The organism is Acidovorax sp. GW823-FHT02H02, from assembly GCF_058797075.1.
In genome coordinates, this window is sequence record NZ_JBXAJH010000008.1 from 97,618 (window position 1) to 121,746 (window position 24,129).

Consider the following 24,129-nt stretch of genomic DNA (forward strand, 5'->3'; position numbering starts at 1 on the left):
GCAGCGCCTCACTGGGCAAAGAGCTCTGCCCTGGCGGCCCGTGTGATGGCGGAAACGCAGGGGTGGGTGATGCGGCGTTCTACGGAGATGGCGAAGAATTCCTCCACCAGCTCGGAGGTCTTGCCCACCACCTGCACGCCAAACTGCGCCACGGTTTCGTCCTCCAGTACGCTGGGCGAGGTGAAAACGCCGCGACCTTCCCGGCCAAAAGCATTCATGAGCGCGCTGTCATCGAACTCTCCCACGATGTGCGGTTGCAGCTGGTATTTGTTGAACCAGTGATCGAGTTGCTGGCGCACGGAGGACATGGGGCCCTGAATCAGCATGGGCGCGCCGTGAAGGCATTGGGGAAAGGGGCCCTGGAGCTGCTGGGCGAGTGAAGGGGCGCAGAAGAAACTCATGGCGCTGGTCCCGAGCGCATGGTTGAAGGCCTTCACCCCCACTTTTCTGGACACCGGTTCGTCGGCAATCACCAGATCCAGGCGGTGCAGCGTGAGTTGCGCCAGCAGCTCCGGGAACTTGCCCTCGTGGCAGATCATGTGCACGCGATCCGCCAGGCCCAGTGCCGGTTCCAGCAGATGGTAGGCCACCGGCTTGGCGACCGAATCGGCGATGCCCACGCGAAATTCCAGCGGTCTTGCCTGGCCGCGCGAGAGACGCACGGATTTTTCGAGTGCGTCCCCCAGGGCAAAGATCTGTTCGGCGTACCCCAGCGCAATGCGCCCCTCGCTGGTCAGCTCCAGCCCCCTGCCGCGCTTGCGAAAGAGGTCATGGCCCAGCCATTGCTCCAGTTGCTTGATCTGGCCTGACAGCGTCTGGGGCGTGGTGTGCAACTGCTCACCGGCGCGCACCACGCCGCCGGCCTTGGCCACCGTCCAGAAATACTTGAGATGCTTGAAGTTCATCGGGATGTGCAATGGTTCGATAAAAACGCAATGTTTTTATCAATAAAACGAATATACGCGAAGTGTTGAATTCACTACATTGGTCCGATGGGCCGAGCTGGAAAAGGGTTTTCCGGGGCTCGGAGGTATCAATGTTCACAAGGAGTGACGATGCGAATTACCACCAGAGGACAGCTTGCCGTGTCAGCGATGACCGACCTGGCCATGCGCCAGAACACAGGCCCGGTGGCGCTGTCCACGATCAGCGCGCGCCAGGGCATCTCGCTGTCGTATCTCGAACAGCTTTTCAGCGCCCTCAAGCGGGCTGGTCTGGTTGACAGCACGCGTGGGCCCGGAGGCGGCTATGCCCTGGCCCGCAAGCCCGAGCAGGTGTCGGTGGCCGACATCGTGGTGGCGGTGGAGAACCACCAGCCAGGGGGGGAGACGGCGGCGACGCAGGCGTCGTCCCAGATGGTGAGCATGACCGGGACGCTCTGGACGGCCTTCAACGCACGGGTGCTGGAATACCTTCAGTCCGTCACGTTGCGTGATTTGGTGGCCGAGCAGCAGGCGCGTGGCGTGCAGGTCGAATCGCCCGTGGTGGCGCGCGCCAAACTTGCCCGCCGTCCGGCGCCGCTGATGGCCCGTGCCGGAGTGCCCAATTCGGTCTTTGCCCTGGGCGCTGCCACTGCGCTGGCAGGCAAGTAGGTGGGTGCGGCGACCCGGTCGCCATGTTCATGCCGCTGACTCGGGGCGTGCCGGTGTCCTGCCGCCCCCGCCGGGCAGCGCTGCCTACAACTGTGGCGCGGGCTGCTGGATGCCGCGGATCAGCATCTCCACCGAGATGGCCACCAGGATCAACCCCATCAGGCACTCAAAAGCCATCACCACGCGCTCGCCCACCAGGCGCTGGATGCGTTCGGCCATCAGCAGCACAACGGCGCACACGGCCATGGTCACGCACAGGGCGGCCACCCACTCCATCCGCCGTTCGGGCGCCTGGGCCACCAGCAGCATGACGGTGGCCATGGCCGAGGGGCCCGCAAGTGCGGGAATAGCCAGCGGCACGATCAGCGGCTCGCCGGGCAGTTCTGTCTGAGGCCCGGAATCTGGCGGAAAGATCATGCGCAGTGCGATCAGAAACAACACGACCGCACCGGCGATCTGCAGCGACAGGTCGCTCAGGTTCATCACCCGCAGAAACTGCGCGCCGAAGAACAAAAACACCAGCAGCAGTGCGAAGGCGATCAGCACCTCGCGCAGGATCACCCGGGCCCGGCGCTCGGGCGCCACGCCGCGCAGGGCGTTGGCAAAGATGGGGATGTTGCCCAGCGGATCGGTGATCAGCAGCAGCAAGATGGTGGCCGAAGCAAAGGTGTAGCTCACGATGCGTACACCGAGTCCAGCGAGCGAAAGCCCTTGATCTCTATCGGGTTGCCGCTGGGATCATGAAAGAACATCGTCCACTGCTCGCCGGGCTGGCCGGCAAAGCGCACCTGCGGCGCGAGCACAAAGTCCGTTTGCGCGGCCTTCAGGCGTGCGGCCAGCGCATGCCAGTCGGGCAATTCCAGAATGGCGCCGAAGTGCGGCATGGGCACCAGATGGTCACCCACATGGCCGGTGCGGGCGCTGGCAAAGGGGGGGCCCAGGTGCAGCGAGATCTGGTGGCCAAAGAAGTCGAAGTCCACCCAGGTATCGGTGCTTCGGCCTTCCTGGCAACCCAGCACACCGCCATAGAAACGGCGGGCTGCATCAAGGTCGGTGACGTGAAAGGCGAGGTGAAAGAGGCTGCGCATCCCATAAAGGATAGCAGCGTGGACTCCCTTCACGCCGCACTGCCAATGGCGTCTCGGCAGCCGGCCGGCTCAGCGCTTGGGTGGGCGCGCAAGCATCTCGGTGGTGCTGGCCTTGCGGTCGGCGTTCACGCGCTGCACATGGGGGCGTTCGGCCATGCGGGCCAGGTATTCGCGCACGGGCAGGTCGGCCAGGTAGTCGCGGCCGTAGATGATCTTGGTGGCCGAGCTGATGAGCGGCAGGTGCACGATGGCGGCGCAGTCGGCCAGGGTGAAGCTGTCGCCCGCCATGCAGGGGCTGAACTTCGCCAGCCGGCCGAAGGCGGCAATGTTCTTTTCCAGCTGGGCGCCCACCTTCTCGCGGGTCGATTCACTCACCGTGCCACCAAAGAAGGCCTGGGGATACAGGTTGCGCGCCACCAGCTCCAGGTGCAGTTCCAGAAAAGTGATCAGCTCGCGCACCTTGGCGGCGGCAAACGGATCGGCGGGCAGCAAGGCCGGTTGGGGATGGGCGGCCTCGATGTAATCGGCCATCACTGCAGATTCGCACAGGGTTCCCTGGGGCGTGCGCAGGTAAGGCACCTTGCCCAGGGGCGTGGCGCTGCGGTCGGTTTCACCCACCCAGGCCTGTTCTTCGGTAAAGGGCAGGCCTTTTTCCAGCAGGGCGAGCTTGACCTTGTTGTAGTAGTTGCTGGCTGAAAAGCCGCAGAGTGTCAGCATGGGGATGTCTCCTTGGGGATGGGTAAAAAAACACATCGTAGAAGGCGGGCAGGGCAAAGCCCGTCGCCCAGATGACCCCGGTCAAGGACTTGGCGGCTTGCCCACCTACAATCAGCGCCTTCATGACCGCCCCCCTGCAAACCCTTCGCCGCGCTCGCTGGTTCGCCCGCATGGTGCTGGCGTGGTTTGTCATGTCCATCGGCGTGGCGGCGGCGTCGCCCCTGGTCAACCCGCAGGCCATGGAGCTGATCTGCTCGGGCTCGGGCGCGATCAAGGTGCTGGTCAAGACCGACGACGGCGCCAAGGAGTTGTCCGGCCACACGCTGGACTGCCCGCTGTGCGCGCATGTGGGCGCTCCGCCTCCCGCGTCGCAGGCCCCGCTGCCGGTGGTGCACCCTCTGGCGCATGCCCTGCGCTCCATTCCTGCCGCGCACATCGCTGCGCGCACTGCCGCGCCGCTGCCGCCGCGCGGGCCCCCATCGTTCTCCTGAGATTGCCTTGATGTGATAGCTGCTTGCGCATGAAACACATGCGCTTGCAGCCTATTTGGCTTGATTTTCAGGAGTTTCCATGCGCAAGAGCCGCATGGCGCTGGCCGTGTCCAGTGCCTTTCCCCTCGTCCTTACCTTCTCGTTCACCGGGGCCGTGCCCGCATTCGCCCAGACTGCCGATCATGCCAATGGGCCGGTCAAGGAGCTGGGCGTGGTCACCATCAGTGGCGGCCAGCCCACCTCGCTGCCCACGCAGATCCCCACCACCATCGAGGGCGTGACGCGCGAGCAGATCGCGCATTCGATCAACGCCACCGACAGCGAGGACGCCCTCAAGTACCTGCCCAGCCTGCTGGTGCGCAAGCGCTACATCGGCGACTACAACCACGCCGTGCTTTCCACGCGCGCCTCGGGCACGGGCAACCCGGCGCGGTCCATGGTGTTTGCCGACGGCATCTTGCTGAGCAACTACCTGGGCAACGGCCCCACCAACGCGCCACGCTGGATGCTGGTCACGCCCGAGGAGATCGAGCGCGTGGACGTGCTCTACGGTCCCTTCTCCGCCGCCTATGCGGGCAACTCGGTGGGCGCGGTGGTGGACTACGTCACGCGCATGCCGACACAGTTCGAGGCGCACGGGCAGGTCAGCACCCAGCACCAGCCGTTTGACCTCTACAACACCAGCGGCACCTACGGGGGCAAGCAGGTGAGCGCATCCGTCGGCAACAAGAATGGCGACTGGTCCTGGTTCCTCAACTTCAATAAGACCGACAGCGAAGGCCAGCCGCTCACCTTCCCCACGCGGCTCGTGTCCGCAGGCACCGTGGGCAGCGCGGGCACGCCTGTCACTGGCGCGGTGCTGGGCAACAACCGCAGCAACCAGCCGTGGTACCTGCTGGGCACGGCTACGCAGTACCACACGCAGCAAGACCATATCAAGGCCAAGATTGCCTACGACGTCTCGCCCACCGTGCGGGCCGCTTACACCTTCGGCTGGTGGCACAACGCATCCGAAGGGCGGCCCAGCAGCTACCTGCGCGACGCCAATGGCAATGCGGTCTACAGCGGCACGGTCAACATCAACGGCCGCTCGTACACGCTTGCGCCCACCGACTTCAACGTCTCCAACGAAGACCTCACGCATTTCATGCACGGGCTTGTCGTCAAGAGCCACACCCAGGACGTGTTCGACTGGGAGGTGGCCGCCAGCCTCTACGACTACCAGACCGACACCCTGCGCGCCGCCACCGTCGCGCTGCCTGCCGCACTGAACGGCGGCGCGGGCCGCATCGTCAACAGCAGGGGCACGGGCTGGAACACGCTGGCCACCAAGGGCACCTGGCGGCCTGGCGGCATGCAGGGCGCACACATCGTGGACTTTGGGCTGCAGCGCGACAGCTACCAGCTGCGGACGGTGGAGAACGCCACCAGCCACTGGACCAGCGGTGAAGCGGGCGCACGCAGCCAGGCCTTCAACGGCGACACGCAATTGCTGGGCCTGTGGGCGCAAGACACCTGGAAGATCGCGCCAAAGTGGAAGGCCGTGCTGGGCGCCCGCGCCGAACGCTGGAGCGCCCGCAACGGCCAGACCGGCAACGCCACCACCACGCTGAGCCACCCCGAGCGCAACGAAACCTCCCTCTCGCCCAAGGCCGCGGTGGCCTGGCAGGCCAGCGACCTGTGGGTGCTCAAGGCGTCCACAGGCCGCGCCGTGCGCATGCCCACCGTGGCCGAGCTATACCAGGGCGGCATCAGCGGCAGCGGCACGTTAATCAACAATGACCCCCACCTGAAACCCGCAAAGAGCTGGACCACCGAGCTGACGGCCGAGCGCGACATGGGCAATGGGCTGCTGCGCCTCACGACCTTCTTCGAGCGCACCAGGGACGCGCTGTATTCGCAGACCAATGTGCTGGTCACGCCCAACCTCACCAACATCCAGAACGTGGACGCCATCCGTACCCAGGGGCTGGAACTCTCGTACCAGGCGGCCAACGTGCTGGTGCGCGGGCTGGAGCTGGGCAGCAGCCTGACCTGGACCCATTCCACAATCACACGCAACGACAAGTTCCCCGCCAGCGTGGGCCAATGGCAGCCGCGCATCCCTGAGTGGCGCGCCAGCGCCGTGGCGACCTATCGGCCGGACGACAAGTGGTCCTACACCCTGGGCGCGCGCTACAGCGGCAAGCAGTACAGCACGCTCGACAACAGCGACCCCAACGGCTTTGCCTACCAGGGCGCCAGCCGCTACTTCACCACCGACTTGCGCGTGCGCTACCAGATCACCAAGCAGGTGAGCGCCGCCGTGGGTATCGACAACCTCAACAACTACCAGTTCTGGAACTTCCATCCCTACCCGCAGCGCAGCTACATGGCCGAGCTGAAGTGGGCCCTCTGACCTCTGCATACGCCATCATTACCATGAGAACTCTCAAAAGAATAGCTACTTGCGCTTTATTGGTAAGCGCCACAGGTCTTTTTAATGTTGCAAATGCCCATATCACGCTGGAATACCAGGTGGCCAACGCCGGCAGCGGCTACAAGGCCACGTTCCGCGTGGGCCACGGCTGCGGTGAGTCGCCCACGCGCGAGATCGTCGTGACCCTGCCGCCCGGCGTGGAAGGCGCCAAGCCCATGCCCAAGGCCGGCTGGACCATCGCCATCGAGCGCGAAAAGCTCACCCCGCCGCGCACCGACCACGGCAAGACCATTGCGGAGGAAGTGCGCCGCATCCGCTGGACGGCGAACACCCCGGCCGATGCGCTGCCCAACGCCTACTACGACGAGTTCGTGCTGCAGGCGCGCATGCCCGCGCAGGCGGGCACCCTTTACTGGCCCGTGGCACAGGTCTGCGAACAGGGCCGCACCGACTGGGCCGAGGTGCCTGCCGCAGGCCACAAGCCTGGCGATCTGAAATTTCCCGCCCCCGCGCTGGAGCTGATGCCGGCTGCAGGCGGTCACGCGCATTGACCGTTTTCCCTTTCCCTTTTCTTTTTCAACCCCAGGAGAGCTCCATGACACTGCAACACATCACCCGCTCCGCTTTCATCGTCCTGGCCCTGCTTGCCGGGCAGGTCCATGCCCAGGCCACCGCGCCCGTGGTGGTGGACGGCGCCTGGGCACGCGCCAGCGTGCAAGGCCAGAAGGCCACGGGCGCCTTCATGCGCCTGACCGCCAAGGACGGCGCTCGCCTGGTGCGCATCGAAACGCCGGTCGCCGGCGTGGCCGAGGTGCACGAGATGAAGATGGAAGGCGACATCATGAAGATGCGCGCCGTGCCCGCGCTCGACCTGCCCGCGGGCAAGACCGTGGAGCTCCAGCCTGGTGGCTACCACGTCATGCTGCTGGACCTGAAGGCACCCTTGGCCAAGGGTTCCACCGTGCCCGTGACGCTGGTGTTCCAGGATGCCAAGGGCGTTGAAACCCAGCTGCCGCTGCAGTTGCCGGTGGCCACGCAGGCGCCTGGTGCAACGGCTGCCGCAATGGGCCACGGCACGGCGCACGGGCAAAAACACTGAGCACCGGGGGCTTCCCGCTGCCCAAGGCATTGGAGTAAGCTGTGCCACCACGGCGCCCCGGGCCGTGCCACAGACCCACCTCTTGCGGAGCGGCCATGAGCGACACATCCCACTTTGGTTTCGGCAAATTCGTCCCCGGCTTTGACTTTCTGCAAAGCCTGGCCAAAGGCGCCTCCAGCGGCATTCCCCAACTGCCCAACCTGTCGAACTGGGTGGCGCCCACGCTCAGTGTCGAAGAGCTGGAAAAGCGCATCGCCGAACTCAAGGCCGTGCAGTTCTGGCTGGAGCAGAACTCGCGTGCCCTGACGGCCACCGTCCAGGCGCTGGAAGTGCAGAAGATGACCCTGGCCACGCTTCAGGGCATGAATGTCAGCATGGCCGAGGTGGCCAATGCCTTCAAGCCCAAGGCCGCCGATACCGTTGCCAGCCGGACCAGCGCCCCCGCGCCGGCACCCGCGCCCGCAGCGGCTGCGCCACAGCCCGCTGAACCCGTCCAGCCTGCTGCGGCCGAAAATGCGCAGGCCACCAAGGCACCCGAGCCGGCCCTGGTGGACCCCATGCAATGGTGGGGCGCGCTGACCAGCCAGTTCCAGCAGATCGCTGCCAGCGCCCTGAAAGACGCCGGCAAGCCGGCGGCGCTGGACCCCACCACCAGCATGGCCACCGAAGCCCTCAAGACCGCTACCGACATGGCCAGCCAGTTTGCCGCCAAGGGGCTGCAGACCCTGCAGGCCGGCCAGCGCACTGCCGCCGGTGCGGCCAGGCCGACCGCTGCCAAGAAGCCCGCCGCCAAGAAGGCGCCTGCCCCATCTGCGGCCAAGTCCGCCACCAAGAAAACCACGGCCCGCCGCGCACCGCGCAAGCCGGCGGGCGGATAGGCTGCTCTGGCGGTGCTGCAGGCAGCGCCCGCCGCCGCCCGTGAGGTCACACCATGAAACTATTTCCCACCGGCCATGCCACCCATCCCCAGTGGCGCATGGCCGCCGCCCTGGTGCTGGCGCAGTTGCGCGCCCAGATGGCCCTGCCCGACTACGCGCACGCCCCCACGCTGGGCCTGCTCTACATCACCGACCACTATGCCAGCGAGGCGCAGGCACTGTTTGACTACCTGAGTGGGGAGCTGCCCGAAGTGACCGACTGGAGCGGCACCGTGGGCGTGGGGGTCGCGGCCAACAATGCCGAGTATTTCGACGAGCCTGCGCTGTCGGTGATGTTGCTCGACATCCCGGCCGACCAGTACCGCGTGTTCTCGGGCGTGGCCCCGCTGCCGCGCAATCCAGCCAGCGGCTTCGAGGCCCATACCGCGCTGGTGCATGCCGATGGCCATACGGCCGAGCTGGCGGAGCTGCTGGGCGAAATGGCCGCGCGCACCACCACCGGCTACCTGTTTGGCGGGCTCAGCGCCAGCCGTGGTGCCAGTGTGCAGTTCGCCGTGGCCGGCAATGGCAACATCGCCGGCCACGGGGCGGCGGGCGGGGTATTCGATGGCGGCCTCTCGGGCGTGGCCTTCGGGTCCGGCGTGGCGCTGCTGTCGCGGGTCACGCAGGGATGCCAGCCGGTGGGGCGCTTGCACACCGTCACCGCTGCGCACGAGAACGTGGTGCTGCAGCTCGATGCGGAGCCCGCGCTGGATGTGCTGCTGTCCACGCTCGATGTGTCGCTGGACGGCGATCCGCAGGCGGCGCTGCGCAAGGTGCGGGCAACCCTGGCGGGGCTGGTCGATGCCGGCGAACAGCCGCAGGGGGCGCAGCACACCGGCCACTTTGGCACGGACACCCGGGTGCGCCACATCGTGGGCCTCGATGGTGCGCGCCGGGGCGTGGCCCTGGCCGATCAGGTGGAGCCCGGCATGCACCTGGCGTTTTGCCAGCGCAACGTGGCCGCGGCCCGTGCCGACCTGATGCGCATCTGCGCGGAAATCCGCGAGGAGCTTTCGCCGGAAGAGACGGAGCCGGCACCGCTGGCCGGCGAAGCGCAGGAGGGTTTGCGCCAGGCGCCTGGCAGCGCGGCACCGGCGGCGGCCAGCCCTGCGGCCCGGTCCATCCGGGGTGCCATCTACGTGAGCTGCTCGGGCCGGGGTGGGCCGCACTTTGGCGGGCCCAGCGCCGAATTGCAGATCGTGCGGCATGCGCTGGGCGATGTGCCGTTGACAGGTTTTTTTGCCGGCGGCGAGATTGCGCACCACCACCTGTATGGCTACACCGGTGTGCTGACGGTGTTTGTGGGCAGCGAATAGGGCCGTTGCGATCAGGCCGCCGGGCGGTCCTCGGCCTTGTCCTTTTCCTCGGGAGGCAAGCGTGTGACCGGGAGCGTGACGATGTCCTGCACTTCGCTGTATTCGTCGATGGCAAACACCATGGGCACATCCGACAGGTGGAGGTTGTCCAGCAGCTCCATGCCTGTGATGGTTTCTGGCATGAGGGGGGTGTTTGCAGCTGCTGCTCCGGCAGGCCGCCGTGGGCCTTGTCCCGCAGCGTGCACGATAGCCGCTGGCACGCGTTGATCACGCCCAGGCATGTTGTCCATGCCGCCCCGCACCACCGGGAAGCGTGCGTGGTCAGACGCTTCGATGCATTCAGGTTGTCTTCAAACGATGCATCGACATCCACGCACACCACGTTGCCACGCGGCACCATCAACGAGTCAATCTGGCGGCCGTCCCGCCGGAACACATTGCGCACCAACGGCACGGCAACGGCCGTCTGCGCTGACCATGCCCTCGGCCAGCGCGCGGGCAAATCGCACGATGGGGGCGCAGGCGTCTGCCATGCGGGTGGTCAGTGATTTGTCAGAAAAAGCCCGGGGGTTCAAGGGTTTTCACTGTCGAGAGAGCAGGGGGGCATTCATTAACGTCCATGGTGGCCGCGCAAACTGGTTTGGTTATGCCGGATTGGAACCGTACACATTCAGGAGACACCATGAAATTCGCCTTCAAAATTGCTGCCCTTGCCGGCGCTGTTGCACTGTCCACCGCTGCCTTCGCGGCAGACCCTATCAAGATCGGTGTGGATGGCCCTTTCACGGGCGGTTCGTCCTCCATGGGCGTCAGCATGCGCGATGGCGTGCGTCTGGCCGCAGAGGAAATCAACAAGGCCGGCGGCGTGCTGGGCCGTCCGCTGCAACTGGTCGAGCGTGATGACGAAGCCAAGAACGAGCGTGGCGTCCAGATTGCCCAGGAGCTGGTCAACAAAGAGCGCGTAGTCGCCGTGGTGGGCTACATCAACACCGGTGTGGCCCTGGCTTCGCAGCGTTTCTTTCAGGAAGCCAAGATCCCGGTCATGAACAACGTGGCCACCGGCTCCATCATCACCAAGCAGTTCGAGAAAGAGCCTGAGAACTACGTGTTTCGCAATGCCGCACACGACAGCATCCAGGCACCCATGATTGTTGAAGAAGCCGTGGCACGCCGCGGCTTCAAGAAAGTGGCGATCCTGGCGGACTCCACCAACTACGGCCAGCTCGGTCGTGAAGATCTGGAGAAAGCGCTGAAAGCCAAGGGCGTCACGCCAGTGGCCGTTGAAAAGTTCAACATCAAGGACGTCGACATGACGGCCCAATTGCTCAAGGCCAAGGCGGCCGGTGCCGAGGTGATCCTGACTTACGGCATCGGTCCTGAACTGGCACAGATCGCCAACGGCATGACCAAGCTGGGCTGGAAAGTGCCGATGGTTGGCAGCTGGACCCTGTCCATGGCCAACTACATCGACAACGCCGGCCCCGGCGGTGAAGGTGCACGCATGCCGCAAACCTTTGTGCAGGAGCCCACCACGCCCAAGCGCCAGGCGTTCATCGTGAGCTACCTGAAAACCTTCAACCCGAAGAACAGCCGCATCGATTCACCCGTTTCGGCTGCCCAGGGCTATGACTCCATCTACCTGCTGGCTGCTGCGATCAAGCAGGCCGGCAGCACGGAGGGCCCCAAGATCAAGGCCGCACTGGAAGACCTGAAGGCACCGGTGGAAGGTGTTGTCACCACCTATGTGAAACCTTTCTCCAAGACCGACCACGACGCCATCACCGCCAACATCCCGGTGTTCGGTGAGGTCAAGGGCCAACGCGTTGTTTACGCATACCCCGAAGACCAGAAAAAGGCTTCTGAAGTTCGCCTGAAGAAGTAAGCGGTTCGTCAACCGCTGCCGCTGCCAGAAACGGCAGCGGTATTTTTTTGTCCACTGACATTTTTCACGCCATTCGACCGATCCGTACGCGAGGGCTTCCCGCATGCAAATTTTTACCCAACTCGTCTTTAGCGGCATTGCACTGGGCATGATCTATGCCGTTATCGCCTTCGGCTATCAACTCACCTTTGCCACCTCGGACACCCTGAACTTCGGTCAGGGCGACGCGCTCATGCTGGGCGCCCTGGTCGGTCTGACACTCGTAGGCTTGGGTGTCAACTACTGGCTCATGATCCCGCTGGTGTGCCTGTTTGGTGCACTTCAGGGCGCCGTGGTGGAGCGCATCGGCGTGCGGCCCGCCATCAAGATCAAGTCAGAGTTCGGCTGGATCATGTCCACCATCGCGCTGGGCATCATCTTCAAGAACGTGGCAGAAAACGTGTGGGGCCGTGATGACCTCAAATTCCCTTCGCCACTGCCAGAGGCACCGTTCCAGTTCCTGGGCGCCAACATCTTGCCGATGGAAGTGCTCGTGGTCTGCGGTGCGCTGGCCATGATGCTGGCGGTGGAGTTGTTCAACCGCCGCTCCATCTTCGGCAAAGCCGTGGTGGCCACCTTCAATGACCGCGATGCCGCCAAGCTGATGGGCATCAATACCGGGCTGGTGATTACCTTCTCGTATGCGCTGTCGTCCCTGACGGCCGGTTTTGCGGGCGTGCTGATTGCGCCGCTGACGTTGACGGGGGCCACGATGGGCGCCGTGCTGGGGCTCAAGGCTTTTGCGGTCGCCATCATCGGTGGCCTGACCAGCGGCCTGGGCATTGTGGTGGGCGGCATCATCCTGGGTGTGGCAGAGACCACCACCGGTTTTTATCTCAGCACCGGCTACAAGGATGTTCCTGGCCTGGTGCTGCTGCTGATCGTGCTGGCCGTGCGTCCGCAGGGAATTTTCGGCAAATCCGTGATCAAGAAGGTCTGACAAAGTGGCTGCATCCTCTATTACCTCCCTGGCAGGTTCCGGCGGCCCGCAGGGCCCTGCCTCGCCCACGTCCAGCACCACCAAAGTGATGCGTCTGGTCCTGTCCATTGCGGCTTTTGCCGCCCTGCTGGCCTTCCCCACGGTGGTCGGCAATCCTTACTACATCCATCTGCTCGAGACCATCATGATCTACGCGATCGTGCTCTTTGGTCTTGACATTGTGGTGGGCTACACCGGGCAGGTGTCTCTGGGCCATGCCGGTCTGTTCGGCCTGGGTTCCTACACGGCGGGTGTGCTGGTGTTCAAGTTGGCCGCACCCATCTGGGTCACGATTCCGGCCGCCATCGTGCTGACGGCGGGCTTCGGTGCGCTGCTGGCGCTGCCCGCACTGCGCGTCTCTGGCCCTTATCTGGCCATGGTGACGTTGGCGTTCGGCACCATCATCCAGATTCTCATCAACGAGATGAGTTTTCTGACCGAAGGCCCCCTGGGCATCAAGCTGGACAAGCCCGAGATTGGCGGGTTCCAGCTGGCCAAGCGCGAGTACTTCTGGCTGGTGGCTACCATGATGGTGCTGTCGCTCATCGTGTCGCACCGCATTTTGCGCTCCCACCTGGGCCGGGCCTTCGAGGCGCTGCGCGGCAGCCCCGTGGCGTCCGATTGCATGGGCGTATCGGTCTATCGCTACAAGGTGTACGCTTTTGTGATCAGCGCCGGTTTTGCCGGATTGGCCGGGTGCCTGTACGCGTATTCGGAGCAGTACATTTCCCCCAACTCGTACAACTTCGAACTCACCGTGCTGTTCCTGCTGGCGGTGATCATGGGGGGGCGCAAGAGCCGCATCGGCTCGCTGGTGGGCGCTGCCATCATCGTGCTGCTGCCCAAGCTGCTCGATGATGTGGAGCTGTTCCGCTACGTGTCCGTGGGCCTGGCAGTTCTGGTGGCCATCACGGCCGTGGTGGCTGTCCGGCGCGAGCGCTCGACCATCTCGCAAATGGCGATCCCGGTGGTGGGCAGCATGGCGCTGGCCGCTCTGTCGTTCTGGTTGCAGACCATGACCGACTGGCGCTTGTCGATCTTCGGTGTGATCATGCTGTTTGTTGTGTACTACCTGCAGGACGGCATTGTGGGTTTTGTCCGCAATGCGCTCAACCTGCGCACGGCACCTCCCGATCTGCCCTTGCAGCCCACCGGTGCAGCACAGGCGGATGCGGTGTCCACAGCCACCACGGCGGGTGAATCCACTGAGCTGTTGCAAGCCAGCGGCGTGCTCATGCAGTTTGGCGGCCTCAAGGCCCTGAACAATGTAGACCTGAGCATCAAGCGGGGCACCATCCACGGCCTCATCGGTCCCAACGGTTCGGGCAAGAGCACCATGATGAACGTGCTCACCGGCATTTACGTGCCGACGGCTGGCGCGATCAGCTTTAGTGGCCGCTCTGTGGTGGGTCGCACCTCGTCGGACATTGCTCTGTCGGGTATTGCGCGAACCTTCCAGAACGTGCAGCTGTTTGGCGAAATGACCGCGCTGCAAAACGTTCAGGTGGGTCTGCACCACAGCTTTGCAAGCAACCTGTTTGACGTGGCCGTGCATACGGGGCGCTACCGCCGTGAGAACGATGCCGCCGTCACCCGGGGCATGGGTCTGCTGCGTTTTGTCGGCCTGCAAGACCTGGCCGCGGAACAGGCGCGCAACCTGCCTTATGGCAAACAGCGCTTGCTGGAGATTGCCCGCGCTCTGGCACTCGATCCGCAGTTGCTGCTGCTCGATGAGCCAGCCGCCGGACTCACGGCCCCTGACATCGTGGAACTGATTTCCATCATCAAGAAGATTCGCGATCACGGTGTGACGGTGATCCTGATCGAGCACCACATGGATGTGGTGATGAGCATCTGCGACACGGTATCGGTGCTGGATTTTGGCCAGAAGATTGCCGAAGGCATGCCCGCGGAAGTTCAGGCCGATCCCAAGGTCATCGAGGCGTACCTGGGCGGTGGCGCCGAGACCGTCGTGGCCCAGCCCGCCTGAGCCCGATGCCCCCGAAACGACGATACAAGACGCACAACACATGCTGACCATCCAGAATCTTTCGGCCGGCTACGGCAAGGTACAGGTGCTTCACGGCATCTCCATCGAAGTGCCCAAGGGCAAGGTCGTGACGCTGATCGGCTCCAACGGCGCTGGCAAAACCACCACCATGCGGGCGGTGAGCGGCATGATCGCGCCGACCGCGGGCCAGATCACGCTCAACGGCAAGCGCATTGACGGCCAGGAGGCCTACACCATCGCCAAGCTGGGGCTGGCGCACTCCCCGGAAGGGCGGCGCGTTTTTGCAACCATGACGGTGACCGACAACCTCACCCTGGGGGCTTTTCCCCGCCTGACGGGCAGCCGCCCCCGGGGGGATGTGGCCGGTGATCTGGAGCGGGCTCTGGAGCTTTTTCCGCGCCTCAAGGAGCGCCGCACTCAGCTGGCTGGGACGCTGTCCGGCGGTGAGCAGCAGATGCTGGCCATGGCCCGCGCCATCATGCTCAATCCGGAAGTGGTGTTGCTCGACGAGCCCTCCATGGGCCTTGCGCCCATTCTGGTGGCGGAAGTTTTCCGCATCATTGAGCGCCTCAAGGGGCAGGGTGTCACCATGCTGCTGGTGGAGCAATTTGCGGCAGCCGCCCTGGCGGTAGCCGATTACGGCTATGTGCTGGAAAACGGACGCATTTCCGTGCAAGGCCCGGCGGAGCGCCTGCGCGATGACCCGGCCGTGAAGGCTGCCTACCTCGGCGGCGGCCACTGACGCTGGGTGAGGCTGGCAGTTGGCAGGGGCCAAACTCCCCGCGGCCAGCTGGCACGCCGATAGCATGGCCTGCGTATGCCCCTGGGCAGCGCAGGCTTTTTGATGGGTGCCTGCGGTTGCGCACAGGTGCCGCAGGCGCCCAAGGTCCTCCGCCTTTCAGGCGTTGTTCGCTGCCCGCTGGCTGGGTGCGGTCACGGCCATCTTGTGGCCCGGTGCCGCGCGGTCGGACGTGCCCGTGAAAGCAAAGTCCACCTCGGGTGCCAGCCCGCTCACGATATGGGCCAGCGCCTTGCCCGAGCCGCAGGCATGCGTCCAGCCCAGTGTGCCGTGGCCGGTGTTGAGGAACAGGTTGGCCACTTTGGTCTTGCCGATCAGCGGCACGTTGCTGGGTGTGGCGGGGCGCAGGCCGGTCCAGAACTGGGCCTGGCTGGCGTCGCCCGCGCCGGGGAAGAGCTGCTCCACGCGGCGCACGATGGCCTCGCAGCGCATCGGGTTCAGGTTGCGGTCATAGCCGTTCAATTCTGCCGTGCCGGCAATGCGCAAACGGTCTCCCTGCGCGCTGGTGTAGCGCGAGAACACCAGCTTGAATTCGTCGTCCGTCAGGCTCACCTCGTGGGCCATCGACGCGTTCTTGACCGGCATGGTCACCGAATAGCCCTTGGCTGGGTAGATGGGCAGGCGAATGCCCAGCGGCTGCGCCAGCAGCGGGCTGAACGAGCCCATGGCCAGCACGAAGGCGTCGCCGCGCACGCGCTCGAAGCGGCCCTCGGCATTGGTCAGCTCCACATGGTCGATATGGCCACCGGCCTCGCGCAGCGCCGTGATGTGGTGGCCCATGCGGAATTGCACGCCCGCCGCCGCGCACAGCCGGGCCAGTTCGCGGGTGAACTGGTTGGCATCGCCCGACTCGTCCTCGGCCGTGTAGGTGGCGCCGGCCAGTTGCGGGCGGATGTGGGCGAGGGCTGGCTCGATGCGCACGGCCTCGTCGGCGCTGATGACCTGGCGCTCGCAGCCGAGCTGGCGCATCTGCTCGGCCGGGGCCAGCGCGCCGTCGAACTCCTTGGCGTTGGTATAGAAGTGCAGGATGCCCTGTGTGCGCTGGTCGTACGCGATGCCGGTGGCCGCGCGCAGCTGCTGCAGCACGCTGCGGCTGTAGGTGCCCAGGCGCACGATCTGCTCGATGTTGTGGCGCGTGCGCGCCGGGGTGCAGTTGCGCAAGAACTGCAGGCCCCACAGCCACTGGCGCATGTCGGCACGCAGACGGAACAAGAGCGGTGCATCTTCCTGGCCCAGCCACTGCAGCACCTTGAGCGGCGCGCTGGGGTTGGCCCAAGGCTCGGCATGGCTCACCGAGATCTGGCCGCCGTTGGCAAAACTGGTCTCGGCACCGGGCGTGCCCTGGCGGTCGATCACCGTGACCTCGTGGCCGAGTTGTTGCAGGAAATACGCCGAAGTCACGCCGAGCAGGCCGGCACCTAAAACGATCACGCGCATGATTTTCAAAGCCTTTCTGGGCTCTGGCACTTGACAGGCGTGCGGTAGCAGCTATTGCTTCAATAGCGTACAGCCGGCGCGTCTGCCAAGCTGCCGCTCCCCCTGTCCTTGGTACCTGAGAGATTCACCGCAATCGCCGGCATGGCGCGTGGTTTGCTCCTTCGGTGCGCCACGCGTGTAGGTCGTGGCGGCTCTCCAGACGGCTTTGTTGAATGGTGCAGTACGGAACCTGAGCGTGTATGGGAGTTTGCGCCTTCGGTGAAGCGGACGGTGCCGCTGACTCTCCTGCGAGGCCGATTCTAGGCGGCACTGCGGCGCAAAAGGGGGCTGTGCGCGCTAATGGATGGCAATCGTTGCTGATGCTGGACGGGCGCAGAAACTGGTGCCTCGCCATAATCCGCCAAGCTTTATCCCCAGGATGCCTGCCATGCCCGATACCGCCTTTGATCCCTTTGCCAGCGCGGCCTTGCTCACCATGGCGCGCCAGGGGCGCATGCCCCGGCCGCTCGATCTGCCCGCTGCGCTGCGCCCGTGCAATGCGGCCCAGGCCTATGCCGTGCAGGACGCCGTGGTGCGCGAGCGCGGCGAGATCGCTGGCTGGAAGGTGGGCGCCGCATCGCCCCAGGCGCTGCCCGCGCGCGCGGCGCTCACCCGCGATTCGGTGGCGGTAGCGCCAACCGGGCAGGCCGTGCATTTGCCTGCCGCAGGCTTTGCCGTGATGGGGGTCGAGGCTGAGCTGGTGTACGAGCTGGGTGCCGACCTGCCCGAGCGCACCGCGCCCTACAGCCCGGCCGAGGTGCTGGCGGCCATGGCGTCGGTGCGCGCCGCCATCGAGGTGTGCGACACGCGCTTTGCCGCCTGGGCCCAGCAGGGCGAGTTCAGCCGCCTGGCCGACCAGGCCTGCCATGGCGCATTGGTGGTGGGTTCGGGGCCGGCCGACGTGGCTGCGGTCCAGCCCCTGGTGCAGCCGGTGCATCTGTCCGTCAACGGCACGGTGGCCGTGCAGCACGCCGCCTGGGGCAACCCGGCGGGCGACCCGCTGCGGCTGCTGGTGTGGCTGGCCAACGAGGGCGCGCGCAGCCTGGGCGGCCTGCGTGCGGGCCAGTGGGTGACCACGGGCTCGTGCACCGGCACCGTGCTGGTGGCGCCGGGCACGGTGGTGGTGGCCGACTTCCCGGGCCTGGGCCACGCCGAGCTGCACCTGGTCTGATTCCTTTTCCAAACCCTCCGTGTCGTCGTTGCTTCGCCTTGCCGTGCTGCAGCACTGTCTGCGGCTTCGCTCGTGCCCATGCAAGCAGCCGGGGCGTGCCATCGCCCGATTTCACTCCAACCCTTTGGGCAAGGTGCTTGTGCGACCCCGAAAAGATCTTGAACGGGTTCTTCGACACGAATGATTTGGGAAAGGAATGACCCCCCGGGGAAACCGCAGGGGGCCGCCTGCGCCGCAAGATCAGTTGCGGCGCGGGTTGTCGGGCTGGCGGTCGTGGCGGTTGGGCACGCCATCGCCATCGCGGTCGTACCGGTCGTAGCGGTTGGCTGCACCGTCCCGGTCACGGTCCCAGCCGCCGCGCTGCATGGCCCAGCGGCCGTCATGCTCGGCCCAGCGGGGCTCGCGGTAGTGGTAGCCGGGACGTGCCTTCACCCAGTAGCCCGCCATCCATACATGGCGGTGGCCGCGCCATTCCCAGTGGCCGGGCACCCACGCCATGCCGCGCCGGGGGCGGGGCGCGGCCTCATGGCGCGGAGGCGGCGGTGCCTGGTATTGCACCAGGGCCGGCGCGGGGCGCTGGTACTGGGGGCTGCCGGACTGGATGATGACGGTGGCGCCGACCTGTGCGTGCGCCGCCGTCAGGGCGCTCAGCGACAGCAGGGCGATGGAAGCGGCGGCGAGGGCATTGCGTGCCATGGTGTACTCCTCAGAAATGATTCCGTGCGGAACCGGGAGCCTTGATCATTGGGGCGCTGTGTCAAGCGCACATAGGCGCTGTGCGAAGTGTTGTGAAGTGGTGTATCCGCGTGCCACCACGCGCGCACCTTGCAAGCCTGTGCCAGCGCAGGGTGTGTGTCATGGAGGCTGTGCAAAATTGCAGGCTACGGCAACACAAAGGAGCAGTCTGCATGGCGGATGAAAAGAGAGATGCGGCGCACGCAGACCCCAACCAGTTCGCCCTGCTGCGCCAGCGCCGCTTTGCGCCGTTCTTCTGGACGCAGTTCTCCGGTGCGGCCAACGACAACCTGTTCAAGTTCGCCTTCACGGTGATGGTCACCTACCAGCTCAGCGTGTCGTGGCTGCCGCCCGCGATGGCGGGGCTGGTGATCGGGGCGCTGTTCATCCTGCCGTTTTTGCTGTTCTCGGCCACGTCGGGGCAGCTCGCCGACAAATACGACAAGACGCGCATGATCCGCTTCGTGAAGAGCCTGGAGATCGCCATCATGCTGGTGGCGTCGGGCGGGTTCATGGCGGGCAATGTGCCGGTGCTGTTGCTGTGCACCTTTTTGATGGGCGTGCACTCCACGCTGTTCGGGCCGGTCAAGTTCGCCTACCTGCCCCAGGTGCTCAGCGAGCGCGAGCTCACGGGCGGCAATGGCATGGTCGAGATGGGCACCTTCGTGGCCATCTTGCTGGGCAACGTGGCCGGCGGCCTGCTGGTGGCCTTGCCTGGCATCGGCCACACCACCGTGGCCGTGGCCTGCGTGGTGCTGGCGCTGCTGGGGCGTGCCGTGGCGCAGTTCATCCCCTCCGCGCCCGCCACCGACCCGGGCCTCGCCATCCACTGGAACCCCTTCACCGAAACCTGGCGCAACCTGAAACTGGCGCACGAGAACATCGTGGTGTTCCGCTCGCTGCTGGGCATCAGCTGGATGTGGTTCTTCGGCGCCGTTTTCCTCAGCCAGTTCCCCAGCTTTGCCAAGGAGGTGCTGCACGGCAACGAGCAGGTGGCTTCGCTGCTGCTGGTGGTGTTTTCCATTGGCATCGGCACCGGTGCGCTGCTGTGCGAGGTGCTGTCGCGCCGCCATGTCGAGATCGGCCTGGTGCCGCTCGGGGCCATCGGCATGAGTGTGTTTGCCATCGATCTGTACTTTGCCTCGCGCAGCCTTCCGGCCTCCGAGGTCATGCAGCTCGCCGCCTTTCTCGTCCAGCCCGCGCACTGGCGCGTGATGGCCGACCTGGCGCTGCTCAGCCTGTTTGCCGGCCTGTACAGCGTGCCCATGTATGCGCTGATCCAGATGCGCAGCCAGCCCACGCACCGCGCGCGCATCATCGCGGCCAACAACATCCTCAATGCGCTGTTCATGATCGCCAGCGCGGTCATCGCGGGCGCGCTGCTGGGTGCGGGGTTCACGGTGCCGCAGGTCTTTCTGTTCACGGCCATCGCCAACGCCGTGGTGGCGTTCTATATCTTCCTGCTGGTGCCCGAATACCTGCTGCGCTTCGTGGCCTGGGTGCTCTCGCGTTTCGTCTATCGCTTCAAGGTGCAGGGCGATGAGCATCTGCCCACCACCGGCGCCGCCATCCTGGCCTGCAACCATGTGAGCTTTGTCGATGCCGTGCTGCTCATGGCCGCCAGCCCGCGCCCGATCTGCTTCGTGATGGACCACCGCATCTTCCGCGTGCCGGTGCTGGGCTGGCTGTTCCGCCTGGCCAAGGCGATTCCGATCGCACCGCAAAAGGACGATCCGCGCGTGTACGAGGCTGCTTTCGAGCGAGCCGCCCAGGTGCTGCGTGCAGGCGACCTGCTGGCCATCTTTCCCGAGGGCGGCATCACCCGCGACGGGCAGTTGCAGGCGTTCAAGGGCGGCATCATGAAGATCATCGAGCGCGCGCGGCAAGACGGCATCGAGGCGCCGGTGATTCCCATGGCGCTGACCAACCTGTGGGGCTCGTATTTCAGCCGCATCGAACAGGGCGACGCGATGGTGCGGCCGTTTCGGCGCGGTTTGTTCAACCGGGTGGGGCTGAATGTGGGCGCCGCCGTGGCGCCCGCCCAGGCGCAGCCCGAACTGCTGCGCGCGCATGTGGCACGCCTGCTGGCGGCCTGACCGGCTAGCGCCGCCAATAGCCGGGCGGAGGCGGCGGCATGGGCGTGCCGTAGCCCGGCCCCATGGCGCCCGGGCTGGTGAGCATGCGGCCGTACACCGGAACCTGGTGGCCGCGGGCATACATGCATTGCACGTAGGCGCTGTCGTAGCCCCGCTGGCCACCATGGGCGCTGGACTGGGCATTGCTGGCACCGACCGACGAGCCCATCAGCAGGCCCATGCCCGCGCCCACCGCCGCACCCTCGTGGTTGCCGCCGAGCGCGGCGCCCGCCAGGGCCCCGACCGCTGTGCCCACCACCGCGCTGCCCACCGTGCTCTGGTTGGCCGCGTCGGTGGCGCCGCCGATCTGCATCTGTGCGTATTGCCGGCAGTTGACGTCGTCATACCGGAATTGCTCGAAGCTCTTGGTGCTGCCGGGCAGCACCGTCACGCTGGGGCCGGTGGGCATCACCGTGCAGGCGGCCAGGGTCAGTGCCAGCAGCGGCACAGCGGTGAGGGAAAGGACTCTCATCATGCTTTCTCCGAGTGGAAATGGAATATCGGCCGTGCGCCAGGGTGTGCCTTGCGCCCGTCAGTTCGCTGGCGGTTGCGCCGGCACCTGCAGCCAGCCGCCCGGGCATTGGGTGACATAGGGGTAGTAGCCATCGGGCTGGTTGCAGCGGTACCAGTAGCCCTGTGGCTGCTGCCCATCGGCGCCCCCGTTGTAGCCCGTGCCTTCGTTGCCGCGCTCGATGTACACGGGCGGCTCTGCAGGCACTGCAATCACCGCTGGCGCAGGGTACGGCTCGGGGTAATAGTAGGGGTAAGGGTAGGCAGGGCGGTACATCGGATAACCGAAGCCCGGCCCCAGGTAACCCGGCCCCAGGTAAAGGCCGATACCGACCCGCCCACCCCGGTGCCCATGGCCGCGCCCGTCCCTATCCGCCCACGCCAGGCTGCTCGCGCCCAACGCCACGGCGGCCACTCCCGCCCACGCGAGAGGTCGAAAATTTCGCCACATCATGATTTCATCCCGCTGATCCGAAGGAGAGGGGTTGGGGCCCTGTTCAAGAGGGAAAGTTCCTCCCCCATGGTACCCCGGTGCCAGGGCTGCTGCGAAGCATGGTCCAGCAGGGTATTGGTGGATTGGAATCTTGGTGAAAACAGGTTACGGAGGCCGCGCAGGCGCGGCTGGGCAAGCTTGAAGCCGCCGGCTACGAAAAGCGCAACGCCGAGCGCCGCAAGGAGCCGGGCTACGACGGTCCCTGGCACGCCTGGCCAAAAGCGTGTGCACAGGCTGCAAGCGCCCGGGGGACCTGAAAACGACAAGATCGATTTTTGCCCGCACTGCGGCCATTGCCGTACGCGCAAGAGTGCGTTTGCGCGCCTTTGCCATGCCTGCAGCACCTGCGCCTGCCACATCCGCGTGATACAAAGGCCGGCGGTGTTCGGGGTTTCACCCCGGGTGCCGCCGGTTACACCATCCTCAACGCCATCTTGGGAGCACAGCCATGGGTTTCTTTTCCAACATCTTTTCCAAAATCTTCCCGTCGGCCAACGCCGCCGAGGTCGTCGTTGCGCCGCCAGCCCCGGCCGCTGCTGGCGCGCCTGCTGCACCTGCCGCGCCGGCGTCCATCCCGCTGGGCGACGTGGCCCCCATCCTGGATGCCATGCCGGGCGCCAGCGGGCTGAACTGGCGCACCTCCATCGTCGATCTGCTCAAGCTGCTGGGTCTGGACAGCAGCCTGTCCGCGCGCAAGGAGCTGGCCGGCGAACTGCTGTACAGCGGCAGCGACGAACCCGGCTCGGCCGCCTGGAACATCTGGCTGCACAAGCAGGTGATGCGCAGCATCGCCGCCAACGGCGGTACCCTGCCACCCGATCTGCGCGACTGATCCGCGCCGGCGCACATCGCCGTGCGCCCCAGCGGGCACCTGCCACCAGCGTGTGGCAGATTTTTTTGGGGAGCATTGGCAACAGTGCTGCGGTGAAATCAGGGTGAAAAGTGGCTCTGGCGCTTGTGGGGTAAGCGCTTGCAGCTATATGAAAAACAGCAATTGACCAAGCGCGCGCTGCAGCCGCGTGCTTGGCATCCTCACACGCCTCGCGCCCGGTCTGTCTTGAACTGAGCCCGGAACTGCGCAAACTGCCCGGCCTCCAGCGCCGCGCGCACCTCGCGCATCAGGTTCAGGTAGTAGTGCAGGTTGTGGATGGTGGTGAGCATGGGGCCGAGCATTTCGCCGCAGCGGTCCAGGTGGTGCAGGTAGGCGCGGCTGAAACCCGCGCGCCCGCCTTCGTTCCACGGAACGCCCGCGCTGCCGGCGCAGGCGTGGCAGCTGCAGGTGGTGTCTAGCGGCTGGTGGTCGGTCTTGTGGCGGGCATTGCGGATTTTCAGGTCGCCAAAGCGCGTGAACAGCGTGCCGTTGCGCGCATTGCGCGTGGGCATCACGCAGTCGAACATGTCCACGCCCTGCGCCACGCCCTCGACCAGGTCTTCGGGCGTGCCCACGCCCATCAGGTAGCGCGGCTTGTGGGCGGGCAGCAGATGCGGCGTGTGCGCCATGATGCGCAGCATCTCGTCCTTGGGCTCACCCACGCTCACGCCGCCCACGGCGTAGCCGGGGAAATCCATCTCCACCAGGCGCTCCAGCGACTCGGCGCGCAGGTTCTCGTACATGCCGCCCTGCACGATGCCAAACAGGGCATTGGGGTTGTTCAGGCGCGCAAATTCGTCTTTGCTGCGCTGGGCCCAGCGCAGGCTCATCTCCATGCTCTTGCGCGCCTCGGCCTCGGTGGTCAGATGCCCCTTGGTTTCATACGGCGTGCATTCGTCGAGCTGCATCACGATGTCGCTGTTGAGCGTGGTCTGGATCTGCATGCTCACCTCGGGCGACATGAAGAGCTTGTCGCCGTTGACGGGAGACGCAAAGTGCACGCCTTCTTCGGTGATCCTGCGCATGGCGCCCAGGCTCCAGACCTGGAAGCCCCCCGAGTCGGTGAGGATGGGTTTGTCCCATTTTTCAAAGGCATGCAGGCCGCCAAAGCTTTGCATGACCTCCTGGCCGGGGCGCATCCACAGGTGGAAGGTGTTGCCCAGGATGATCTGCGCGCCCATGTCGTGCAGGCTTTGCGGCATCACGCCCTTGACGGTGCCATAGGTGCCCACGGGCATGAAGATGGGGGTTTGCACCACGCCGTGGTTGAGCGTGAGCTGGCCACGGCGGGCGTGGCTGGTAGGGTCGGTTTTGAGAAGGTCAAACTGGAGCATGGGCGCGATTGTCCCAGATGGGCCATCTCCCCCTGCGCGCCCCGCGCACCGC

Annotated in this window: 23 protein-coding genes, 2 pseudogenes and 1 riboswitch; of the genes and pseudogenes, 15 read left to right on the top strand and 10 right to left on the bottom strand. The window is 65.5% G+C overall.

What is annotated here, in order from left to right; all coding sequences use genetic code 11:
• Positions 1–8: 8 nt before the first annotated feature.
• Entirely contained in the window at positions 9–905 is an 897-nt protein-coding gene (gene nhaR / locus AC1RDS_RS10655; protein ID WP_026435311.1) for a transcriptional activator NhaR, read from the bottom strand.
• A 150-nt stretch (positions 906–1,055) separates the two neighbouring features.
• Here nhaR and AC1RDS_RS10660 point away from each other — a divergent pair, with 150 nt between their 5' ends.
• A complete protein-coding gene (locus tag AC1RDS_RS10660) occupies positions 1,056–1,592 on the top strand; it encodes an Rrf2 family transcriptional regulator (protein ID WP_492226982.1) in 537 nt (178 codons plus the stop codon).
• An 84-nt stretch (positions 1,593–1,676) separates the two neighbouring features.
• On the opposite strand, the gene AC1RDS_RS10665 is transcribed toward AC1RDS_RS10660, so the two are convergent.
• The 3 genes from AC1RDS_RS10665 to AC1RDS_RS10675 form a co-directional block, all read right to left on the bottom strand.
• Entirely contained in the window at positions 1,677–2,270 is a 594-nt protein-coding gene (locus AC1RDS_RS10665; protein ID WP_026435309.1) for a MarC family protein, read from the bottom strand.
• The gene (locus AC1RDS_RS10670; protein ID WP_026435308.1) at positions 2,267–2,680 is read right to left on the bottom strand and encodes a VOC family protein; all 414 of its coding nucleotides are present in this window, start codon (positions 2,678–2,680) and stop codon (positions 2,267–2,269) included. Before AC1RDS_RS10670 ends, AC1RDS_RS10665 begins: the two co-directional genes overlap by 4 nt.
• A 69-nt stretch (positions 2,681–2,749) precedes the next feature.
• Positions 2,750–3,397, bottom strand: a complete 648-nt coding sequence (locus tag AC1RDS_RS10675; protein ID WP_492226983.1) for a glutathione S-transferase — start codon at positions 3,395–3,397, stop codon at positions 2,750–2,752.
• A 122-nt stretch (positions 3,398–3,519) separates the two neighbouring features.
• Here AC1RDS_RS10675 and AC1RDS_RS10680 point away from each other — a divergent pair, with 122 nt between their 5' ends.
• The 6 genes from AC1RDS_RS10680 to AC1RDS_RS10705 all read left to right on the top strand — a co-directional run bounded on the left by AC1RDS_RS10680 (position 3,520) and on the right by AC1RDS_RS10705 (position 9,642).
• Positions 3,520–3,888 (top strand): DUF2946 family protein, encoded by a 369-nt coding sequence (locus tag AC1RDS_RS10680; protein WP_287877242.1) that lies wholly within the window; start codon positions 3,520–3,522, stop codon positions 3,886–3,888.
• 79 nt (positions 3,889–3,967) lie between these two features.
• Complete coding sequence (locus AC1RDS_RS10685) at positions 3,968–6,286, top strand: TonB-dependent receptor (protein WP_492226984.1); 2,319 nt, start codon at positions 3,968–3,970, stop codon at positions 6,284–6,286.
• Between the two features lie 23 nt (positions 6,287–6,309).
• The gene (locus AC1RDS_RS10690) at positions 6,310–6,858 is read left to right on the top strand and encodes a YcnI family copper-binding membrane protein (RefSeq protein ID WP_348683512.1); all 549 of its coding nucleotides are present in this window, start codon (positions 6,310–6,312) and stop codon (positions 6,856–6,858) included.
• Positions 6,859–6,902: 44 nt separating this feature from the next.
• Positions 6,903–7,406, top strand: coding sequence for a copper chaperone PCu(A)C (locus AC1RDS_RS10695; protein WP_092698107.1), 504 nt, complete (start codon positions 6,903–6,905; stop codon positions 7,404–7,406).
• A 95-nt stretch (positions 7,407–7,501) separates the two neighbouring features.
• Positions 7,502–8,284: a PhaM family polyhydroxyalkanoate granule multifunctional regulatory protein gene (locus AC1RDS_RS10700; RefSeq protein WP_492226985.1), complete on the top strand. Its 783-nt coding sequence runs from the start codon at positions 7,502–7,504 to the stop codon at positions 8,282–8,284.
• Positions 8,285–8,337: 53 nt separating this feature from the next.
• Positions 8,338–9,642, top strand: a complete 1,305-nt coding sequence (locus AC1RDS_RS10705) for an FIST signal transduction protein (protein WP_092698105.1) — start codon at positions 8,338–8,340, stop codon at positions 9,640–9,642.
• A 71-nt stretch (positions 9,643–9,713) separates the two neighbouring features.
• Here AC1RDS_RS10705 and AC1RDS_RS10710 read toward each other — a convergent pair.
• Positions 9,714–10,090, bottom strand: a pseudogene (locus tag AC1RDS_RS10710) (hypothetical protein); the annotation flags it as partial.
• 234 nt (positions 10,091–10,324) lie between these two features.
• Between AC1RDS_RS10710 and AC1RDS_RS10715 the strand changes: the two are divergent.
• The 4 genes from AC1RDS_RS10715 to AC1RDS_RS10730 all read left to right on the top strand — a co-directional run bounded on the left by AC1RDS_RS10715 (position 10,325) and on the right by AC1RDS_RS10730 (position 15,295).
• Entirely contained in the window at positions 10,325–11,524 is a 1,200-nt protein-coding gene (locus AC1RDS_RS10715; RefSeq protein ID WP_092698104.1) for an ABC transporter substrate-binding protein, read from the top strand.
• 103 nt (positions 11,525–11,627) lie between these two features.
• Entirely contained in the window at positions 11,628–12,503 is an 876-nt protein-coding gene (locus AC1RDS_RS10720; protein WP_026435300.1) for a branched-chain amino acid ABC transporter permease, read from the top strand.
• An 88-nt stretch (positions 12,504–12,591) separates the two neighbouring features.
• Positions 12,592–14,532: a branched-chain amino acid ABC transporter ATP-binding protein/permease gene (locus AC1RDS_RS10725; RefSeq protein ID WP_492226998.1), complete on the top strand. Its 1,941-nt coding sequence runs from the start codon at positions 12,592–12,594 to the stop codon at positions 14,530–14,532.
• Positions 14,533–14,572: 40 nt separating this feature from the next.
• Positions 14,573–15,295 carry an ABC transporter ATP-binding protein gene (locus tag AC1RDS_RS10730; RefSeq protein ID WP_026435298.1) on the top strand — a complete coding sequence of 241 codons (723 nt, stop codon included), beginning with the start codon at positions 14,573–14,575 and terminating at the stop codon, positions 15,293–15,295.
• 156 nt (positions 15,296–15,451) lie between these two features.
• On the opposite strand, the gene AC1RDS_RS10735 is transcribed toward AC1RDS_RS10730, so the two are convergent.
• Positions 15,452–16,789: a D-amino acid dehydrogenase gene (locus tag AC1RDS_RS10735; protein WP_348688412.1), complete on the bottom strand. Its 1,338-nt coding sequence runs from the start codon at positions 16,787–16,789 to the stop codon at positions 15,452–15,454.
• A gap of 92 nt (positions 16,790–16,881) precedes the next feature.
• Positions 16,882–16,998: riboswitch (glycine riboswitch) on the bottom strand.
• Between the two features lie 218 nt (positions 16,999–17,216).
• On the opposite strand from AC1RDS_RS10735, the gene AC1RDS_RS10740 reads away from it, so the two are divergent.
• Complete coding sequence (locus AC1RDS_RS10740) at positions 17,217–17,999, top strand: 2-keto-4-pentenoate hydratase (protein ID WP_492226986.1); 783 nt, start codon at positions 17,217–17,219, stop codon at positions 17,997–17,999.
• Between the two features lie 240 nt (positions 18,000–18,239).
• On the opposite strand, the gene AC1RDS_RS10745 is transcribed toward AC1RDS_RS10740, so the two are convergent.
• Positions 18,240–18,695: a YXWGXW repeat-containing protein gene (locus AC1RDS_RS10745; RefSeq protein WP_092698102.1), complete on the bottom strand. Its 456-nt coding sequence runs from the start codon at positions 18,693–18,695 to the stop codon at positions 18,240–18,242.
• 212 nt (positions 18,696–18,907) lie between these two features.
• On the opposite strand from AC1RDS_RS10745, the gene AC1RDS_RS10750 reads away from it, so the two are divergent.
• Positions 18,908–20,830 carry an MFS transporter gene (locus AC1RDS_RS10750; RefSeq protein ID WP_492226987.1) on the top strand — a complete coding sequence of 641 codons (1,923 nt, stop codon included), beginning with the start codon at positions 18,908–18,910 and terminating at the stop codon, positions 20,828–20,830.
• Between the two features lie 4 nt (positions 20,831–20,834).
• Here the strand turns inward: AC1RDS_RS10750 and AC1RDS_RS10755 are convergent, their stop codons facing one another.
• Both AC1RDS_RS10755 and AC1RDS_RS10760 read right to left on the bottom strand, forming a co-directional pair.
• Complete coding sequence (locus tag AC1RDS_RS10755) at positions 20,835–21,341, bottom strand: glycine zipper family protein (protein WP_492226988.1); 507 nt, start codon at positions 21,339–21,341, stop codon at positions 20,835–20,837.
• A 60-nt stretch (positions 21,342–21,401) separates the two neighbouring features.
• Positions 21,402–21,830: a hypothetical protein gene (locus AC1RDS_RS10760; protein WP_092698100.1), complete on the bottom strand. Its 429-nt coding sequence runs from the start codon at positions 21,828–21,830 to the stop codon at positions 21,402–21,404.
• 212 nt (positions 21,831–22,042) lie between these two features.
• Here AC1RDS_RS10760 and AC1RDS_RS10765 point away from each other — a divergent pair.
• Positions 22,043–22,223 (top strand): annotated as a pseudogene (locus AC1RDS_RS10765) (serine endopeptidase); the annotation flags it as partial.
• A 97-nt stretch (positions 22,224–22,320) separates the two neighbouring features.
• Positions 22,321–22,704, top strand: coding sequence for a DUF3597 domain-containing protein (locus AC1RDS_RS10770; RefSeq protein WP_092698099.1), 384 nt, complete (start codon positions 22,321–22,323; stop codon positions 22,702–22,704).
• A gap of 200 nt (positions 22,705–22,904) precedes the next feature.
• On the opposite strand, the gene tgt is transcribed toward AC1RDS_RS10770, so the two are convergent.
• The gene (gene tgt, locus AC1RDS_RS10775) at positions 22,905–24,077 is read right to left on the bottom strand and encodes a tRNA guanosine(34) transglycosylase Tgt (RefSeq protein ID WP_348688385.1); all 1,173 of its coding nucleotides are present in this window, start codon (positions 24,075–24,077) and stop codon (positions 22,905–22,907) included.
• Positions 24,078–24,129: the final 52 nt, after the last annotated feature.

What these genes read in the sequence shown, in the direction of transcription:
- nhaR (WP_026435311.1), bottom strand. Translation starts at nt 905, where the DNA reads ATGAACTTCAAGCATCTCAAGTATTTCTGGACGGTGGCCAAGGCCGGC.
- AC1RDS_RS10660 (WP_492226982.1), top strand. Translation starts at nt 1,056, where the DNA reads ATGCGAATTACCACCAGAGGACAGCTTGCCGTGTCAGCGATGACCGAC.
- AC1RDS_RS10670 (WP_026435308.1), bottom strand. Translation starts at nt 2,680, where the DNA reads ATGCGCAGCCTCTTTCACCTCGCCTTTCACGTCACCGACCTTGATGCA.
- AC1RDS_RS10675 (WP_492226983.1), bottom strand. Translation starts at nt 3,397, where the DNA reads ATGCTGACACTCTGCGGCTTTTCAGCCAGCAACTACTACAACAAGGTC.
- AC1RDS_RS10680 (WP_287877242.1), top strand. Translation starts at nt 3,520, where the DNA reads ATGACCGCCCCCCTGCAAACCCTTCGCCGCGCTCGCTGGTTCGCCCGC.
- AC1RDS_RS10685 (WP_492226984.1), top strand. Translation starts at nt 3,968, where the DNA reads ATGCGCAAGAGCCGCATGGCGCTGGCCGTGTCCAGTGCCTTTCCCCTC.
- AC1RDS_RS10690 (WP_348683512.1), top strand. Translation starts at nt 6,310, where the DNA reads ATGAGAACTCTCAAAAGAATAGCTACTTGCGCTTTATTGGTAAGCGCC.
- AC1RDS_RS10695 (WP_092698107.1), top strand. Translation starts at nt 6,903, where the DNA reads ATGACACTGCAACACATCACCCGCTCCGCTTTCATCGTCCTGGCCCTG.
- AC1RDS_RS10700 (WP_492226985.1), top strand. Translation starts at nt 7,502, where the DNA reads ATGAGCGACACATCCCACTTTGGTTTCGGCAAATTCGTCCCCGGCTTT.
- AC1RDS_RS10705 (WP_092698105.1), top strand. Translation starts at nt 8,338, where the DNA reads ATGAAACTATTTCCCACCGGCCATGCCACCCATCCCCAGTGGCGCATG.
- AC1RDS_RS10715 (WP_092698104.1), top strand. Translation starts at nt 10,325, where the DNA reads ATGAAATTCGCCTTCAAAATTGCTGCCCTTGCCGGCGCTGTTGCACTG.
- AC1RDS_RS10720 (WP_026435300.1), top strand. Translation starts at nt 11,628, where the DNA reads ATGCAAATTTTTACCCAACTCGTCTTTAGCGGCATTGCACTGGGCATG.
- AC1RDS_RS10725 (WP_492226998.1), top strand. Translation starts at nt 12,592, where the DNA reads ATGCGTCTGGTCCTGTCCATTGCGGCTTTTGCCGCCCTGCTGGCCTTC.
- AC1RDS_RS10730 (WP_026435298.1), top strand. Translation starts at nt 14,573, where the DNA reads ATGCTGACCATCCAGAATCTTTCGGCCGGCTACGGCAAGGTACAGGTG.
- AC1RDS_RS10735 (WP_348688412.1), bottom strand. Translation starts at nt 16,789, where the DNA reads ATGCGCGTGATCGTTTTAGGTGCCGGCCTGCTCGGCGTGACTTCGGCG.
- AC1RDS_RS10740 (WP_492226986.1), top strand. Translation starts at nt 17,217, where the DNA reads ATGCCCGATACCGCCTTTGATCCCTTTGCCAGCGCGGCCTTGCTCACC.
- AC1RDS_RS10745 (WP_092698102.1), bottom strand. Translation starts at nt 18,695, where the DNA reads ATGGCACGCAATGCCCTCGCCGCCGCTTCCATCGCCCTGCTGTCGCTG.
- AC1RDS_RS10750 (WP_492226987.1), top strand. Translation starts at nt 18,908, where the DNA reads ATGGCGGATGAAAAGAGAGATGCGGCGCACGCAGACCCCAACCAGTTC.
- AC1RDS_RS10755 (WP_492226988.1), bottom strand. Translation starts at nt 21,341, where the DNA reads ATGAGAGTCCTTTCCCTCACCGCTGTGCCGCTGCTGGCACTGACCCTG.
- AC1RDS_RS10760 (WP_092698100.1), bottom strand. Translation starts at nt 21,830, where the DNA reads ATGTGGCGAAATTTTCGACCTCTCGCGTGGGCGGGAGTGGCCGCCGTG.
- AC1RDS_RS10770 (WP_092698099.1), top strand. Translation starts at nt 22,321, where the DNA reads ATGGGTTTCTTTTCCAACATCTTTTCCAAAATCTTCCCGTCGGCCAAC.
- tgt (WP_348688385.1), bottom strand. Translation starts at nt 24,077, where the DNA reads ATGCTCCAGTTTGACCTTCTCAAAACCGACCCTACCAGCCACGCCCGC.